This is a genomic window from Pseudomonas sp. GM33 (assembly GCF_000282295.1).
Classification (GTDB): Bacteria; Pseudomonadota; Gammaproteobacteria; order Pseudomonadales; family Pseudomonadaceae; genus Aquipseudomonas; species Aquipseudomonas laurylsulfatiphila.
In genome coordinates, this window is the sequence record NZ_AKJO01000068.1 from 22693 (window position 1) to 38432 (window position 15740).

Here is a 15740-nt window from a genome sequence, read left to right on the forward strand (position 1 = left end):
TCTGCTGCGGAAGACCTCATATGACGGCCCTCACACCCAACGACACTCACGATCCCTATCTGGCTTCACTGCTTGGAAACCTTGGCAAATCGATCCACCAGGCACGCCAGAAGGTGCTTCGGGCGGTCGATACCGTTCAGGTGCAAACCTGTTGGCAAATCGGGCGACATATCGTCGAGTTCGAGCAGGAAGGCGCTCGGCGGGTGAGGTATGGCAAAGAGTTACTGTCGACCCTGGCAAACAGGCTTACTGCAGAATTCGGGAAAGGCTTTGACGAAACCAATCTGCGAAAAATGCGCCAGTTTTATCAGGCGTTTCCAATTCGCAACGCACTGCGTCACGAATTGAGCTGGACCCACTATCTGCACCTGCTTCGGGTCGACAACGACAGTGCCCGTCTCTGGTACATGAACGAATCAGCCACCCAAAACTGGTCAAGCCGCGCCCTGGAACGCCAGATCAATACGCTGTACTACGAACGCCTGCTGGCGAGCCGCGATCGCGGCAGTGTCAAGCAGGAGGCCGCCACCAACATTCAAAACATGACGGCCAGCCCTCGGGACTTCATCCGTGATCCGGTGGTCCTGGAGTTTCTGGGCTTGTGCAATGCCGGCAAACTTCAGGAGAACGAGATCGAACAGGCGCTGATCGAACAACTGCAAGGCTTCTTGCTGGAGCTGGGCAAGGGCTTCGCGTTCATAGCCCGCCAGCAACGCATCAGTACCGACAGCAAAGACTTCTACATCGACCTGGTGTTCTACAACTACTTGCTCAAGTGCTTCGTCATCTTCGATATCAAGCGCGGTGAACTGCCCCATCAGGATGTGGGGCAGATGGACATGTACGTGCGCATGTACGACGACCTGAAACGCGGTGTGGAAGACGGCCCCACTGTCGGCATCATTCTCTGCGCGCAAAAGGATGAATCCGTGGTGCGTTACTCGGTGCTTGAAGGAAACGAACAGCTGTTCGCCAGCAAGTACAAGCTCGTGCTGCCGAGCGAAGAGGAACTCCGTAACGAACTGGATCGGGAACGGGCGGCTCTTGAAGAACGACTGCTCGATCAATCACTGCGTTGAGGCCAATGGATTGTTCATCAACGCTATCAAGACTATCGTTGGCAGCTACCCGCAAAGGTCCGACGCCGATGAATTTGCAGGAAACGCCTTCACTCGTCCCGACTCAAATCGAGTTGCCATTGCAGTGCGTCGCGTCCGGCGAACCATTCAAGGAAACCGCTGCAGACGGCTTTGTCCTCGGTGGCTTCGCCTGGCGACACCCTTCTCACGATGCCGCTCGTCCGGTCGTGATCATCAACGCCGCCACCTCGGTTCGTTGTCGTCATTACTCGCGCTTCGCCGACTATCTGTCCGATCATGGCTTCGATGTCATCACCTATGACTACCGCGGCATCGGCGAGTCGCGGCCGGCATCGCTCAAAGGCCTGAAGGCTTCATGGACCGATTGGGGAGCGCTGGATTTCGAGGCGATGCTCAAGCGCGCACAGCGTGAGTTCCCCGGGCAGCCTATCGATGTGGTCGGCCACAGCTTTGGCGGCTGTGCAGCGGGCCTGGGGGCGTCCGGGCACCTGATCCGGCGTCTGGTGACGGTCGGTGCGCAATTTGCCTACTGGCGCGACTATGCGCCCGCCCATCGCTGGCGGATGTTTGCCAAGTGGCATGTGCTGATGCCACTGATGACAATGATCTACGGCTACTTTCCGGGTAAACGCCTCGGATGGCTGGAGGACACACCCGCCGGCGTGGTCCGTGACTGGAGCCTGTCCACCGCCCGTTACGAAAAACGCTCCAGCGGCCGCGCGATCGGCACAACAAGCGGACAATTGCCCTTTGCCGATCTCACCGCACAAACCCTGGCCATCAGCATCAGCGATGATCCTTACGGCACGGTCCCGGCCATCGAACGCCTGCTCGGCTACTTCACCGGCAGCACAAACTCCCACCTGCGTATCCATCCCGAAGACATCGGCGAAGAAGAAGTCGGACATTTCGCCTTTTTTCGTAGCCCATACCAAGCCACACTATGGCCCATTGCATTGGCCTGGCTGCAAAACGGCGAACTGGCCCCCGATACCCCCGGGCGGCGAGTGCCGCGCAGCTAAGTCAGTTGCCCTTTCAACGAATACGGAACGACACCCATGGCCTCCGCCAACAAGCAGCACAAACGCGCCTCCCGCGCCAAGGCCAAGGCCAAGCAGAACCGCACCCAGCGGGCCGCCGCGCCGGTCGAACTCGACCCGAACGACGATCGCATCGACTTCGAATCGGTGGACCTGACCGAACTGTTCAAGAAAATGATCGACGCCGAAAAGATCAGCCAGCAAGCCATGTGCACGGCCTTCCTCGAAGACCCGTTGCTGGAACTGGTGTACGAGCAGGAAGGCGAAGAAGGCGCGATGGACTTCATCCTCGCCGCGCTGATCGAATATCGCCAATGGTCGGCCGAAACAGACGAAGCCGGCGCCCTGGCGTGGATCGAATCTCCGGCCTTCCAGGCCGACTACGTGGCGGCGTCCGACGCCATTGCCGCGCAAACCCAACAGAAACCGAACTGAGTTCCCATGGCCTCCCTGAACAAGCAACAGAAACGCGCCAAGCGTGCAAAAGCCAAAGCCAAGCAGATCCGAATCAGCGGCCGACCGCCTTTGGCTGGCATCAACGATCCGACTGAAGTAGACAGACTCTTCGATGCAGATGAACTGCCCGAAGGAGAAGACGGGATTGCTGAAAATATCCTGACCATGTTCAGCAATATGCAAGAGGAAGAAGCAGAAAGAGGTCGCGTCAACATGCTGGTGAGCATGCTGGTATCTCTCAGCACAATAATCAGCGACGAGCCAGATCTGCTCGACTTGGAGAATGCCGAGGACGAGTCCATGGCTGCCACACATTTGGCTGCCGACATGCTCATCGACTACCGCATGTGGGCTGATGGCATTGATCGTGAAACCGCACAACGCTGGCTGGAAGACCCCGAAGTCATCAAAGATTTCGGTACTGCTCTGGACAGTTATCGGCAGGCCATTGAAATCATGTTGGAACCACCGAAATCCGCTGAATGAGTGATGACAAAGAACCGGTCTTGCTGCCTGAGGCGGTCGTCATGCCACGCAGCTTTAAACAGCCCGGTCTGAATGCCGGCAAAGCTCACAACATCGCCGTAACCGGAGACATATGGGACAGTTGGTACGACACTAATCAGGCCGATTCGGATTGCATGAATGGCCGCGAGCAACCCGCCGATCAGGAACGCGAGGCATTCTGACGTTAAAAAATACAAAGAACGGCCGCTGTTACCAGAGGCCGTTCTTTGTTTCTTCAACAACGTTAGCTTTAAGCCAGAAGACTCAGCGGGCGACCGCGGCAACCCCACTCTCGTTGCGACGACGGCGAGCCACCAGCAAGCCGGCTGCTACTACCAGGGCGCTAAGCAAGCCGGTCGCGAGGATTTCCACACGATGGGCATCCTGGAACAGCATGATGGTCAGGGCCGCAACGATGAAGACGATCACCGCGTAGGTCAGGCCAGGGAACAGCCACATGCTGAAGACGATTTTCTCACCACGAGCCATACGCTGCTTGCGCATGCGCAGTTGCGAAATCGCGATCACCAGGTACACCAGCAGCGCGATGGCGCCGGAGCTGGCCAGCAGGAATTCGAACACGGCAGCCGGGGCCACGTAGTTGGCGAATGTGGCCAGGAAGGCAGCACCAGTGGACAACATCACCGCCCAGTAAGGCGTACCACTTTTGTTGGTGCGCGTGGACATGGCCGGTGCATCACCGCGCTTGCCCAGGGAGAACAGCATCCGCGACGAGGTGTAGAGCGCCGAGTTCAGGCAGCTGGTCACAGCAACCAGTACCACGATGTCGACAATCATCTTGGCGTTCGGGATGCCCATGCGCTCAAGCACGGTCTGGTAGGAGCCCAGGCTTGCCAGTACCGGGTCGTTCCAAGGCACCAGGGCCACAACGATGAAGATCGACACGAGGTAGAACAAACCGATCCGCCAGATCACCGAGTTGGTGGCCTTGGAGATTTGCTTGCCAGGGTTCTTCGATTCCGCGGCCGCGATGGTCACGATCTCGGTGCCCATGAAGGAGAACATGGTGGTCAGGATCGCGCCCAGTACCGCGCCCATGCCGTTTGGCAGGAAGCCCTGGGTGTCGAACAGACGCGAAACGCCGCTGACCTGGCTGTTCGGCAGGAAGCCGAAGATCGCCGCTACGCCGAGAATGATGAAACCGATGATGGCCAACACTTTGATCAGAGCGAACCAGAACTCGAATTCACCGTAGTTCTTCACGCTGAACAGGTTGGTCACGGTCAACAGCATCGTGATGACCAGGGCGAAGGCCCAGATGTCCACGCCTGGGAACCATGCGTGCAGGATGGTCGCGGCAGCGTTGGCTTCCAACGGGATCACCAGAACCCAGAACCACCAGTACAACCAGCCGATGGTGAAGCCGGCCCAGTGACCGATAGCGCGGTCGGCGTAAGTCGAGAACGAACCGGTGTCCGGCGAGGCAACGGCCATTTCGCCGAGCATGCGCATCACCAACACCACCAACATGCCAGCGGCGGCGTAAGCCAACAGAACAGCCGGACCTGCAGCGGCGATGGCGTGACCCGAGCCGACGAACAAGCCGGCGCCGATAACCCCGGCAATCGACAGCATGGTCACATGACGCGGTTTGAGCCCCTGTTCGAGGCCGTTAGAGCTTTGGGTACTGCTCATTGAAACTACCTTTGTAAGGAAAAGCGAATGCGTGCATCCCGTTCGGCGATCCTTCTCGTAAAAAGAAGCCAACGGGGCGTTCTGGATTCTGCACGCAATAATTGCGCCAAAATGTTTCAAATCCCTCTAGCCCGGTGATCTCACTTCGACCGGACGGTCATCGCAACCCATTGAATTTAATGGCACTTTGCCAGAACGTTACCCTGCGACCCACTTTGCGGGGCAAATTCGCGCACCGGAAACACACCTGAAAATGGCCCGGCGCACATTAAAAGTGCACAACCGCTGCAATTGGCCGGATAGCGCTTCCAACACCCCGTCAAAGCTGGCAACATCGCGCCTTTTTTTGCGACAGCCACCGCGCTTTTTACCGACAGGCAAGGTTCAAACGGCTGTTCGGTTGTTGATGGGGCGACAGTCTGCTGCGCCGATGCGACAACCTGCCACACGCCAGCCGTTTACCGTCCGTAGCGCTGTTGGCTGCCATTGAAACGCTATGCTAGGTTGGCCGCCTCGCCAGGAAGGCCACCAACAGCAGGAGCGCAACATATATGAGGAACGCACATGGCTGAGGCCACGCCCGCGCTTGAAATCCGCAACTTGCACAAACGCTACGGTTCGCTGGAGGTGCTCAAAGGCATCTCGCTGACCGCCCGCGACGGCGATGTGATCTCGATCCTGGGTTCCTCCGGCTCCGGCAAGTCCACGTTCCTGCGCTGCATCAACTTGCTGGAGAACCCGCACCAGGGCCAGATCCTGGTCGCCGGCGAAGAACTCAAGCTCAAGGCTGCGAAGAACGGCGAACTGGTGGCCGCCGACGGCAAACAGATCAATCGCCTGCGCAGCGAAATCGGTTTTGTGTTTCAAAACTTTAACCTGTGGCCGCACATGAGCGTGCTCGACAACATCATCGAAGCCCCGCGCCGTGTGCTCGGCCAGAGCAAGGCCGAAGCCATCGAAGTCGCCGAAGCCCTGCTGGCCAAGGTCGGCATCGCCGACAAGCGCCACGCCTACCCGGCGCAATTGTCCGGCGGCCAGCAACAACGCGCGGCCATCGCCCGCACCCTGGCCATGCAGCCCAAGGTCATCCTGTTCGACGAGCCCACCTCCGCGCTTGACCCGGAAATGGTCCAGGAAGTACTTAATGTCATCCGCGCGCTGGCCGAAGAAGGCCGCACCATGCTGCTCGTGACCCACGAAATGGGCTTCGCCCGTCAGGTCTCCAGCGAAGTGGTGTTCCTCCACCAGGGCCTGGTAGAAGAGCAAGGATCGCCACAGCAGGTGTTTGAAAACCCGCTTTCGGCGCGCTGCAAACAATTCATGTCCAGCAACCGCTAACGGAGCTACCCACATGCAGAACTACAAAAAGGTCTTCCTGGCTGCCGCCGTCACCCTGGCGTTCAGCGCCGGTGCCATGGCCGAGACCCTGAAGATGGGCATCGAAGCGGCCTACCCGCCGTTCAACAACAAAGATGCCAGTGGCAATGTCGTCGGCTTCGACAAAGAGATCGGCGACGCCCTGTGCGCCAAGATGAAAGTCGAGTGCACCGTCGTGACCTCTGACTGGGACGGCATCATTCCGGCCCTGAACGCCAAGAAGTTCGACTTCCTGATCTCCTCGATGTCGATCACCGACGAGCGCAAGCAAGCGGTGGACTTCACCGACCCGTACTACTCCAACAAGCTGCAGTTCATCGCCAAGAAAGACGTCGACTTCAAGACCGACAAGGCCTCGGTCAAAGGCAAGATCATCGGCGCCCAGCGCGCGACCCTGGCCGGTACCTTCCTGGAAGACAACTATGGTGACGACATCACCATCAAGCTCTACGACACCCAGGAAAACGCCTACCTCGACCTGACTTCCGGCCGCCTGGACGGCATCCTGGCCGACAAGTACGTCAACTACGAGTGGCTGAAAAGCGACGCTGGCCGTGCCTACGAGTTCAAGGGCGACCCGGTGGAAGAAAGCGACAAGATCGGCATTGCCGTGCGTAAAAACGATCCGATCCGCGCGAAGCTGAACACCGCGCTGAAAGAAATCGTCGCTGACGGCACCTACAAGAAGATCAACGACAAGTACTTCCCGTTCAGCATCTATTGATTCTGACCTGCCTGACCGGCGCCTGATGGCGCCGGTTCTCGGCCTTGCCTGCCGCGATTTGAAAAGAAATCCATGATTATCGACCTCTACGGATTCGGCCCGGCGCTCGCCGCTGGCGCGCTGATGACTGTGAAACTGGCACTCTCGGCCCTGTGCCTGGGGCTGGTGCTCGGTCTGCTCGGCGCCTTGGCCAAGACTTCCCCGTACAAGCCGCTGCAATGGCTTGGCGGTACTTATTCGACCCTGGTTCGCGGCATCCCGGAATTGCTCTGGGTGCTGTTGATCTACTTCGGCACGGTCAACCTGATGCGTGCCCTGGGCGAGTTCTTCGGCAACCCCGACCTCGAACTCAACGCCTTCGCCGCTGGTGTGATTGCGCTGGGCCTGTGCTTCGGCGCCTACGCCACGGAAGTGTTTCGCGGCGCGATCCTCGCCATCCCCAAAGGCCATCGTGAAGCCGGCGTGGCCCTGGGCCTGTCGAAGTGGCGCATCTTCACCAAACTGATCATGCCGCAGATGTGGCGCATCGCCCTGCCCGGCCTGGGCAACCTGTTCATGATCCTGATGAAAGACACCGCGCTGGTATCGGTGATCGGCCTGGAAGAAATCATGCGTCACGCGCAAATCGGCGTGACCGTGTCCAAACAGCCGTTCACCTTTTATATGGTTGCGGCGTTCATGTACCTGGGCCTGACGGTGCTGGCGATGACCGGCATGCACTTCCTGGAAAAACGCGCCGCCCGCGGCTTCGCGAGGAGCACCCAATGAACTGGGAAGTCATCATCAAATGGCTGCCGAAACTGGCCCAGGGCGCGACCCTGACCCTGGAACTGGTGGCCATCGCCGTGATCGCCGGTTTGCTGCTGGCCATTCCGCTGGGCATTGCCCGCTCGTCGCGCCTATGGTGGGTGCGGGCCTTTCCCTACGGCTACATCTTCTTTTTCCGGGGCACGCCGCTGCTGGTTCAACTGTTCCTGGTCTATTACGGCCTGGCGCAGTTCGACGTGATCCGTAACAGTTCGATGTGGCCCTATCTGCGCGATCCGTTCTGGTGCGCCACGGCGACCATGACCCTGCACACGGCGGCCTACATTGCGGAAATCCTGCGCGGCGCCATTCAGGCGATACCACCGGGCGAGATCGAAGCGGCACGGGCACTGGGCATGTCCAGGCCAAAAGCGCTGTTCTTCATCATGCTGCCGCGCGCCGCGCGCATCGGCCTGCCGGCCTACAGCAACGAAGTGATCCTGATGCTCAAGGCCAGCGCCCTGGCCAGCACCGTGACCTTGCTGGAACTGACCGGCATGGCCCGCACCATCATTGCCCGGACCTACCTGCCGGTGGAGATCTTCTTCGCCGCGGGCATGTTCTACCTGGTGATGGCTTACGTGCTGGTGCGCGGCTTCAAGCTGCTGGAGCGCTGGTTGCGCGTCGATGCCTGCCAAGGGCGTTGAGGATGGCGTGTTGACGGGCGAGGCCTTGCTCGCCCGCTTCACCGCACTGGATGCGTTTCTGACAGAGCACCAGGAACTGTGGAAACCTCGGCCGTTTACTCATCTGCAGCTTCCTTGGGAAGCGTCCTACCCAGCGCTAGCCGAATGGCTACGCGAGCGGTCGCTGGAAGACGCGGAAAACGCCCACAATCAACCTGCCCTCCTGAATGCGCCGGAGCCCTTTGCTTCCTTGGCATCGATGTCCGTTGCATTGAGTGCAGTGGATGAATTGCCTGCACACGCACTCGAAGCGGCCGGCCATCGACTGAACGTCGATGTTCCGGGGCGAAAATGGCAGCAGATCGAAGCCTTCGCCAGTCGATTGCAGTTCTGCGAAACACCCAAGCATTGGCTGGACTGGTGCTCGGGCAAGGGACACTTGGGGCGCCGCCTGCTGCAACCGGGGCAACAACTGACTTGCCTGGAATACGACCCGGCACTGGTATCCAGTGGTCAGGCACTCAGCCAGCGTCATCACCTGCATGCGCTGCATATTGAACAGGATGTGCTCGCGACAGACGCCGCTACTTTACTGAGTGCGCACCACACGCCCGTCGCGCTTCACGCCTGCGGTGATTTGCATGTGCGGCTGATTCAACTTGCCAGCGCCACAGGCTGCAAACAGCTCGCCATCGCGCCGTGCTGCTACAACCGGATCAGTCTTGCCCACTACTCGCCGATTTCCTCGGCCACCCAAAGCTCCGGCCTACAGCTTTCCCTCGACGACCTCGCGTTGCCCATGAGCGAAACCGTCACCGCTGGCGCCCGCGTGCGCCGTCAACGCGACACCTCCATGGCCCGGCGCCTGGGTTTCGACTTGCTGCAACGGCAACTGCGCGGCATTGACGAGTACCTGCCAACCCCATCGCTGCCCAGCGCCTGGCTGGACAAGCCCTTCGCCGATTACTGCCATCACCTGGCCGCACTCAAAGAGTTATCCACAGTCGGCCCGCAAGATTGGCCAGCGCTTGAAGTTGCCGGTTGGCAGCGTCTGGCCGAGGTGCGCAACCTTGAGCTGCTACGCGGACTTTTCCGGCGTCCGCTGGAGCTTTGGCTGGTTCTCGACCGGGCACTTTTCCTCGCCGAACAGGGCTACAGCGTCCGCGTCGGTACGTTCTGCGAAACACCGCTCACGCCGCGTAATTTCCTGCTCCTGGCCGAAAGCGCTTAAGCACATCCGACCTGTGGATAACTCTGTTGATGAAATAATCATGGATCCAATATCTACGCCTGTTTCAGGGCTAAATCAGCACTGTTCATTTTTTGTACACCCGCATAAAAAATCGAAAAAACAGGCATTTGCGGACAAATGAGAACGGATCCACAAATTCGGCCTAAACCCAGTGCGTCGCCAATGCCATTGTGCATAAGCATTTAACCAAAACGACATAAACGCCTAATCCCGGACCGCAGACAGGGGAAATTGCACCCTTTCCCTTCTCTTGATATACACACACGCAAGGCAGCCCGTAGCGCGGCCACGAACAAGAAAATTCTTTCGACAGGATGCGCCCGTGACGTTCATTTCTTACGCACAGAATTTCGAAGACATACGCCTGTGGCGCGCCCTCAAGACCGTCGAGAACGGCTTCTACATCGACGTCGGGGCAAACGACCCCACCCATGACTCGGTCACCAAGGCGTTCTACGACAACGGCTGGACCGGCATCAACGTCGAACCGATGCCCAACTACTACGAAGCCTTGTGCCAGCAACGCCCCAAGGACACCAACCTGCAATGCGTGGCCGGCGAAAGCGCCGACAGCCTGACCTTCTACGGCATCGCCGACACCGGCCTCTCGACCGCCGACCCGGCCATGGCGCAGATGCACAAAGACGCCGGCATGGACGTGCGCAGCCAAACCGTCCAATCCCGCACCCTGACATCCATTTGCGAAGAACACGCCCAGGGCCGCACTATCCACTTCCTGAAGATCGATGTCGAAGGCCACGAAGAGACCGTCCTTCGCGGCATGGATTTCACCCGGTGGCGGCCGTGGGTCATCCTCATCGAAACCCCGTGGGAACGCGACCAGACCTGGGAAACCCTCGTTACCGGCGCCGGCTACCAGTCCATCCTGTTCGACGGCATCAACACCTACTACCTCGCCGAAGAACACCTGAACCTCAAACCCGCCTTCGACATCCCGCCGTGCAACCTGGACGAGTTCCAGTTCTGCAAAGGCCACAACTTCAGCCACCCCGTCGGCGATGCCGAACAGCAACTCGCCGCCGCCCTGCAACGCGCCGAACAGGCCGAAGCCCAGCTGCGCGCAATGCAAAACAGTCGAACCTGGAAAGCCATTCAGAAACTCAAGAAAACCCTGCTGCGCGCCTGACCCGAAGCCCGCGCAAAAATAGTCAGAATTCAGGGGTTTACAGAACCTATCCAATCGCTATAATCGTCGCCCTGACACGCCGGTATAGCTCAGATGGTAGAGCAACTGACTTGTAATCAGTAGGTCCCGGGTTCGATTCCTGGTGCCGGCACCAAACAAATTAAGGCTTGCAGCGATGCAGGCCTTTTTTTTGCCTCCTTACACGTAATATCGCACGTAACAAGGACTGGATTCCGGACCTCAAGGAAAGCTCATATGTCATGGTTTGAAGACACCCTGAATCTCCTGTCACCAGGTTGGGTAGGCTCACTCATTGGCCTAGCAGGTTTTATCGGGGCCGTCGTCGTCTATTTCCTGACGAGGAAAAGAACCAGTCTGAGCTACGGCTATTTAGCTCAGCACCTGTTGGGAAGCTCATCTGACGCACTTCCGCCACAGATTACCGTGCAGTTCAACGGAAACCCCATTCCCCGCTTGACCAGAACGGTCATTGTTTTGTGGAACAGCGGCGAAAATACCCTTCTAGGAAGCGATATCGTTCAGAGCGACCGCTTACGCTTTCACGGAGGCACGGACGGGGAGGTGCTATCGATCTCCGTCCTAAAAGCGAGCCGAGTTGTCAACGAATTTACCGTTCACAAAGCTTCTTCCCACGCGCCAAACGAAGCGGTTATGGATTTCAATTTCCTTGACGCCAACGATGGCGCTGTAGTCGAGATCCTTCACACCAGCGAGGAACGGAAGCCTGTTATCAATGGCACCATCCGAGGGCTTCCCAAGGGTTTGAAGTCCTTCGGGCGAATCAACAAGACTAGTAGCCTGAAGATCAATATAGACGGCAGTTCCGTTCGAGCAATGCGTTTGATGCTCTCGAGTATTTCAACGTGGGTACCGATTGCTCTTGGTACTTTAATGGCCTTAATCGGCTTCTTGATGACCACGGACTTGATCCAGGTACGAATCCCGATTGAGGAGTCTAAGAACCTCCCCAGTACTCCGCTGATACTGGCGGGTATCGGATACGCCTGCCTCGGATTCTTCTCGCTTTATTCCGGTAGACGGCGCTATCCAAAGTGCCTACATATCGAAGCACTGGAATGAAGCGGAGTTAATGCGCGTTAGCGTGGGTGCGCAACATCTGACGAACCTGTGCCAGCGCCCCCCTAAGCCTTTCGGCTTTTCGTGTTGACCCACCGGAAAACGGTTAGGAAGGTTAGTTTTTCGCTGATCGGTCTGAAAGCCTTGTCATTCGCGGCTTTCCGGTTGCAGCCATGGGTTAGTTTTAGGGTTATGAGAAGTAATTTCCTAACCTTTATAACTGTTAAAAAAGCAATAAATAAAACCCTTAAAAATCAATATCTTACGATTTACTAACCTCAAACCTAACCATAACTAACCCTCCAAAGTTAGCCCTCAACCCCAGTAAGTACGGGGCCTCCAGAACACCTCCCCCCCTTTTCAAAAAACTAACCTTTTTCCCGAGCCACCTCTCGGAATCGCACCAGGCTGCGCTCCAGTTGCCACCTCTAAAATGGCCTACCCTCGCAGGGATTCGCAGGCTTTTTTCCTCCCAGCAACGCCAAAGCAAGCCCAGCCAGCCCCGCGCCGCAGCACCTGCAGGAGTGCAGAAAAAACGACACATTTAGCCCGCAGGCGTGGCGGGGGGACGACGGCGCGCGCCAGGCTAAGACCAGCCTGCCCGGCCCAACTCGCACCAAAACAGTGCAACGCACTACCCCCGTCCGAGGTGTGGCAGACCTCCCACAGGACATCGCCGACCAGTTGCAGAAAGTCTTACCGGCAGTCTAATTACGGCAGCAAGAGAGGCATTCGACTGAGTTGGATATCGACACGGTGGCCCGTCGAGTTCATCTCGACATTACAGTCAGTAGTGGTCTCTGCGCCTACACTGGGTGCTCACCTAACAAGGAGCAGCACCGATGGCGATTGAAGACGTGAAACACCTACGCACCGTGAACGGCGTGACCCAGGCACAAAAGCTGCTCGATGAGGGCTGGAGCATTCTCGCGGTTTGCGTGATGCAGGACGGCAGCAGCCAGTACGCCGAGTACCACTTGGGCCGACCCGAGGTAGCGCCCGAAAAAGAAAGCGTGCCATCGGCTGGAGTGCTACTGCCTAAGCATCTAAGGGAAAAATACGGAATAAAGGAGTAACGCCGTTTTCGTTAAATCCAAAGCACAAAAAAGCCCGCTGATTAGCGGGCTTCTACTCAGCCGTGGCCTATTTCTTCAAGGACGCCAAGCCCGACCCGAACGCCGCTTTTACCGCTTTGGTATAGCGAGTCAGGTCACCGGCTGCCCAGGTATCCAGGTTCGCCAATTTTTTATACAGATCCCACGATTTATAAGAAACCCAGAGACCTAAGGCAACGCCGCCATAGATCCCAAGCGGGTTGATGATGTTGTAGGCGTCCCCGGCACCACCACCATGCCTATTGAAATAGACGCCGACCGGAAGGAATAAAACCACCCAGGTCGCAAAATAGAGCAGGAACCCCACACAAGCCGGACGAACCACCAGGTCATAGAGCTTCATCCCCATTGAAACGGCGAATCGTTCCAGACGTTCACCGGCGGCATTTTCAACCGCAGCGATGAAAGTGATGTCGGTCAGGCCGTATCGATAGAACCAGATCCGATTCGGTGTGCCTTTGCCGACCCCGTTGAAATAGCGATACATCTCCTCGCTCATGCTCAGCTTTTTGAGCTCTCGCCCATCAATCCTGGCCGTCACAATCATTTGAGCCTTGGTCTGGGTCTCGATTTCCAATGTGGAAATTACACAATCGGCATAGAAGAACTTGGCCACGTCGCACGTCCCTGGTGTTCGGAAAAGTTGATTGCCATCGAAATGGAATCAAAATGATAGCAACGAGCCATAGTAAGAGCCAGCCGACTGCGAATAACGCCGTTTATGTTCAATCGGCCCCCACACTTGAGCGAGTACTGGGGGCCTTTATATTTGCCCGCGGATACCAGCACCCCATAGACTGGATGACCAGACCCCCATGGTCTGGTTTTACGCACAGTCCGCCACTCACTCAAAAAGGAAACCCCCATGGCCCGTAGTCGCCTGCCTGTTGATCCCAGCACGCTGCAATCCCTGAAAACCCCTGTCGATCTGCTGGGCCTGCCGCCGGCGATCACCGAGGTCGGCAACCATCTGTATCGGGAGCTGGCCGGTGCCGGCCGCGCCCAGGACCTCGGCGCGCTGGCCTTGGAGGAAGCGCGGGCGGATGGCTTCCTGCTGGGCCTGCAAGCGGCGCGCTTTGGTGAGGTGGTCGATCATTTGCGCACTGAGTTTACGGCCGCTGGCAAGGTCGCCCGAACGATCTTGGGATGACCTTCAGCCGGCCCCGGGGTGCGGCATGATCGGCGACGGCATTCAGGAAGAGGTGTTGCGCGCCCTGGTGCAACAGCACGCGGTGCGCGAAGTGCTGGTGGCCAAGGTCGACGGCGGAACGGCGTGGGGGCTGTCGATCCGCCTCGGCGGCAGCGGCGCGCGCTGGGTGCCGGTGCGCTCACGGCGGGAGAAGGTGCGAACCTGGGCCAGCCTGACGGCGGTCGGTCGCTTTGCCGATGGCATCGGCCTGCGCGGGTTTAGCGTGGAGCTGTGACGGGTAACACACCCAAACGCCAGGCAAAAAAAAAGCCGCCTAGTAAGGGCGGCTTTTTCGTTGAAAGCCCAGTTAGTGGCCGGGCTTCCGTACTCACAGGGAGCATTGACGTACCGACAGGGTACAAGGTGGCACTTGCAGTGGCAATAATTAACGATTGGCGGTTTCGTGACGCGCGCTAAACACAAGATGTAGTGATTAGTGAAGTCCTTTTGGTAAAAAAGGCTTTTTTTGATGGTTTTTTGCACAAAATCTTAAACCGCAGAAAAACGACGAAAAAAAATGTTCACTCAGCAAAGCCCCGTAGCGCCTCGCTTTGGCCGAAAAAACGTATATACACAGCCGATTTATGCGCGGGTGCGCCCCACCACGCAGGAAAAAATTTCGTTACCATGCAGACAGCTTCATGGGGCACGGCGGCATGACCGACCCACCCTGGAGCTGCCTTCTGACACGGGCTAGTAATCCGTGCGGATGACTCAGAAGGCGTCCATTAGCTTAGCCGCCTCATAGGGAGCATTGACGTGATCCCGAAGGTACACAAGTCCGGTAAGTGTGCTGGAGGTTTGGCCCAACCATGGGAGGGCCAAGCATGTTGAAGTTTTTGAAACATGCATGGGATTTCGTGGTGGTTTGTGTGCGTGTGCATCACGTTTATGAACTGCTGCGAGATCGCTTCGACGACCTGCAATAAGGTCGGCAGAATGGACCGCTTCAGCTTCGGCTGAGGCGGTTTTTTTTGCCAATAAGAAAGCCACCCGAAGGCGGCTGTGAAGTCATTCGATTGAGCGCCTATTTGGCGCCTCTCTCACCAGTTGAAGTAGATCAACTCGTTAGCCTGCTTACCACCCTGCCCCCCCTCCATATGCCGGAATGACACTTCCTTTAGCCGAAGCCCCGAGAACACCTCCCGGATTTGCGGGTGGTCGTTGATTGAGATGGGGGCCAGTTGCTGACGCACTTTGGCCGTGGCGCGGCTGAGTTCGCCCAGCTTGGCGTTGCTGGCCTCCAGCGCAGTCGCTGACTCGCGGTTGGCGGTTGGCGGTTGGCGGTTGGCGGCTTGCATCTCGCGCCAGGCGCTGACGTCCTTCTGCTGGGTGTTGAGTTCCTTGAGCGCTCGGGCCGTTTCGAGACTGCCTTTGGTGATTTGCCGCAGCGGGGCAGTGGCCTTGTCGATGGTGTTGAGCAACACCTGTAGTCGTAGATCATTGGCCATCGGCGCCACTCCTAACCCGCGCCCTCTCGCGCCAGTCCATCAGTTCCTGCAGGCCCAGCCGATCCATGTCGGCTGGTGCCCAGTGAAAGACCACGGCCAGATCGGCCATGGCGTCCTCTACGCAACGAGGGATGCATCCGTCTTCGCCTGCTTCTGCAGCAAAAAACCGACGACCTTTCCGCCGATGGCCAGCAG

The 15740-nt window shown here is 58.0% G+C and carries 19 protein-coding genes and 1 tRNA gene; 16 read left to right on the forward strand and 4 right to left on the reverse strand.

Translation table 11 applies throughout. The features are described from left to right. The first annotated feature begins 20 nt into the window (after positions 1-20). From PMI26_RS20545 to PMI26_RS20525, 5 genes are all read left to right on the forward strand, one after another. Positions 21-1079: a PDDEXK nuclease domain-containing protein gene (locus tag PMI26_RS20545; RefSeq protein WP_007972778.1), complete on the forward strand. Its 1059-nt coding sequence runs from the start codon at positions 21-23 to the stop codon at positions 1077-1079. Between the two features lie 68 nt (positions 1080-1147). Then, entirely contained in the window at positions 1148-2122 is a 975-nt protein-coding gene (locus tag PMI26_RS20540; RefSeq protein ID WP_007972779.1) for an alpha/beta hydrolase family protein, read from the forward strand. Between the two features lie 36 nt (positions 2123-2158). Continuing rightward, complete coding sequence (locus PMI26_RS20535; RefSeq protein ID WP_007972780.1) at positions 2159-2575, forward strand: hypothetical protein; 417 nt, start codon at positions 2159-2161, stop codon at positions 2573-2575. Positions 2576-2581: 6 nt separating this feature from the next. After that, positions 2582-3082 carry a hypothetical protein gene (locus PMI26_RS20530; protein ID WP_007972781.1) on the forward strand — a complete coding sequence of 167 codons (501 nt, stop codon included), beginning with the start codon at positions 2582-2584 and terminating at the stop codon, positions 3080-3082. Further along, positions 3079-3285 (forward strand): hypothetical protein, encoded by a 207-nt coding sequence (locus tag PMI26_RS20525; RefSeq protein WP_007972782.1) that lies wholly within the window; start codon positions 3079-3081, stop codon positions 3283-3285. Before PMI26_RS20530 ends, PMI26_RS20525 begins: the two co-directional genes overlap by 4 nt. Before the next feature lie 82 nt (positions 3286-3367). Here the strand turns inward: PMI26_RS20525 and gabP are convergent, their stop codons facing one another. Then, positions 3368-4759 (reverse strand): GABA permease, encoded by a 1392-nt coding sequence (gene gabP / locus PMI26_RS20520; protein ID WP_007972783.1) that lies wholly within the window; start codon positions 4757-4759, stop codon positions 3368-3370. Positions 4760-5323: 564 nt separating this feature from the next. On the opposite strand from gabP, the gene PMI26_RS20515 reads away from it, so the two are divergent. From PMI26_RS20515 to PMI26_RS20475, 9 genes are all read left to right on the forward strand, one after another. Continuing rightward, positions 5324-6097, forward strand: a complete 774-nt coding sequence (locus PMI26_RS20515) for an ABC transporter ATP-binding protein (RefSeq protein WP_007972784.1) — start codon at positions 5324-5326, stop codon at positions 6095-6097. Between the two features lie 13 nt (positions 6098-6110). Continuing rightward, a complete protein-coding gene (locus tag PMI26_RS20510) occupies positions 6111-6860 on the forward strand; it encodes an ABC transporter substrate-binding protein (RefSeq protein ID WP_007972785.1) in 750 nt (249 codons plus the stop codon). A gap of 72 nt (positions 6861-6932) precedes the next feature. Beyond that, positions 6933-7628, forward strand: a complete 696-nt coding sequence (locus tag PMI26_RS20505) for an ABC transporter permease (protein WP_007972786.1) — start codon at positions 6933-6935, stop codon at positions 7626-7628. Further along, positions 7625-8314, forward strand: a complete 690-nt coding sequence (locus PMI26_RS20500; RefSeq protein WP_007972788.1) for an ABC transporter permease — start codon at positions 7625-7627, stop codon at positions 8312-8314. Before PMI26_RS20505 ends, PMI26_RS20500 begins: the two co-directional genes overlap by 4 nt. Then, positions 8295-9524: a methyltransferase gene (locus PMI26_RS20495; RefSeq protein WP_033047658.1), complete on the forward strand. Its 1230-nt coding sequence runs from the start codon at positions 8295-8297 to the stop codon at positions 9522-9524. Before PMI26_RS20500 ends, PMI26_RS20495 begins: the two co-directional genes overlap by 20 nt. Before the next feature lie 343 nt (positions 9525-9867). Continuing rightward, positions 9868-10692 carry an FkbM family methyltransferase gene (locus PMI26_RS20490; protein ID WP_007972792.1) on the forward strand — a complete coding sequence of 275 codons (825 nt, stop codon included), beginning with the start codon at positions 9868-9870 and terminating at the stop codon, positions 10690-10692. Positions 10693-10770: 78 nt separating this feature from the next. Beyond that, a tRNA-Thr gene (locus tag PMI26_RS20485) sits at positions 10771-10846 on the forward strand. A 101-nt stretch (positions 10847-10947) separates the two neighbouring features. Further along, the gene (locus PMI26_RS20480) at positions 10948-11793 is read left to right on the forward strand and encodes a hypothetical protein (protein ID WP_007972794.1); all 846 of its coding nucleotides are present in this window, start codon (positions 10948-10950) and stop codon (positions 11791-11793) included. 839 nt (positions 11794-12632) lie between these two features. Next, entirely contained in the window at positions 12633-12866 is a 234-nt protein-coding gene (locus PMI26_RS20475) for a hypothetical protein (protein ID WP_007972796.1), read from the forward strand. Between the two features lie 67 nt (positions 12867-12933). On the opposite strand, the gene PMI26_RS20470 is transcribed toward PMI26_RS20475, so the two are convergent. Then, positions 12934-13521 (reverse strand): hypothetical protein, encoded by a 588-nt coding sequence (locus tag PMI26_RS20470; protein WP_007972798.1) that lies wholly within the window; start codon positions 13519-13521, stop codon positions 12934-12936. A gap of 249 nt (positions 13522-13770) precedes the next feature. Between PMI26_RS20470 and PMI26_RS20465 the strand changes: the two genes are divergently transcribed. After that, on the forward strand, positions 13771-14055 hold the full coding sequence (locus tag PMI26_RS20465) for a hypothetical protein (RefSeq protein WP_007972799.1): 285 nt from the start codon (positions 13771-13773) through the stop codon (positions 14053-14055). Positions 14056-14080: 25 nt separating this feature from the next. Continuing rightward, positions 14081-14329 carry a hypothetical protein gene (locus tag PMI26_RS20460; RefSeq protein ID WP_007972801.1) on the forward strand — a complete coding sequence of 83 codons (249 nt, stop codon included), beginning with the start codon at positions 14081-14083 and terminating at the stop codon, positions 14327-14329. An 808-nt stretch (positions 14330-15137) separates the two neighbouring features. On the opposite strand, the gene PMI26_RS20455 is transcribed toward PMI26_RS20460, so the two are convergent. Together PMI26_RS20455 and PMI26_RS30480 are read right to left on the reverse strand one after the other, a co-directional pair. After that, entirely contained in the window at positions 15138-15545 is a 408-nt protein-coding gene (locus PMI26_RS20455; protein ID WP_007972804.1) for a hypothetical protein, read from the reverse strand. Next, complete coding sequence (locus PMI26_RS30480) at positions 15535-15654, reverse strand: GpE family phage tail protein (RefSeq protein WP_007972807.1); 120 nt, start codon at positions 15652-15654, stop codon at positions 15535-15537. The genes PMI26_RS20455 and PMI26_RS30480 overlap by 11 nt, the downstream gene beginning before the upstream one ends. Positions 15655-15740 lie beyond the last annotated feature (86 nt).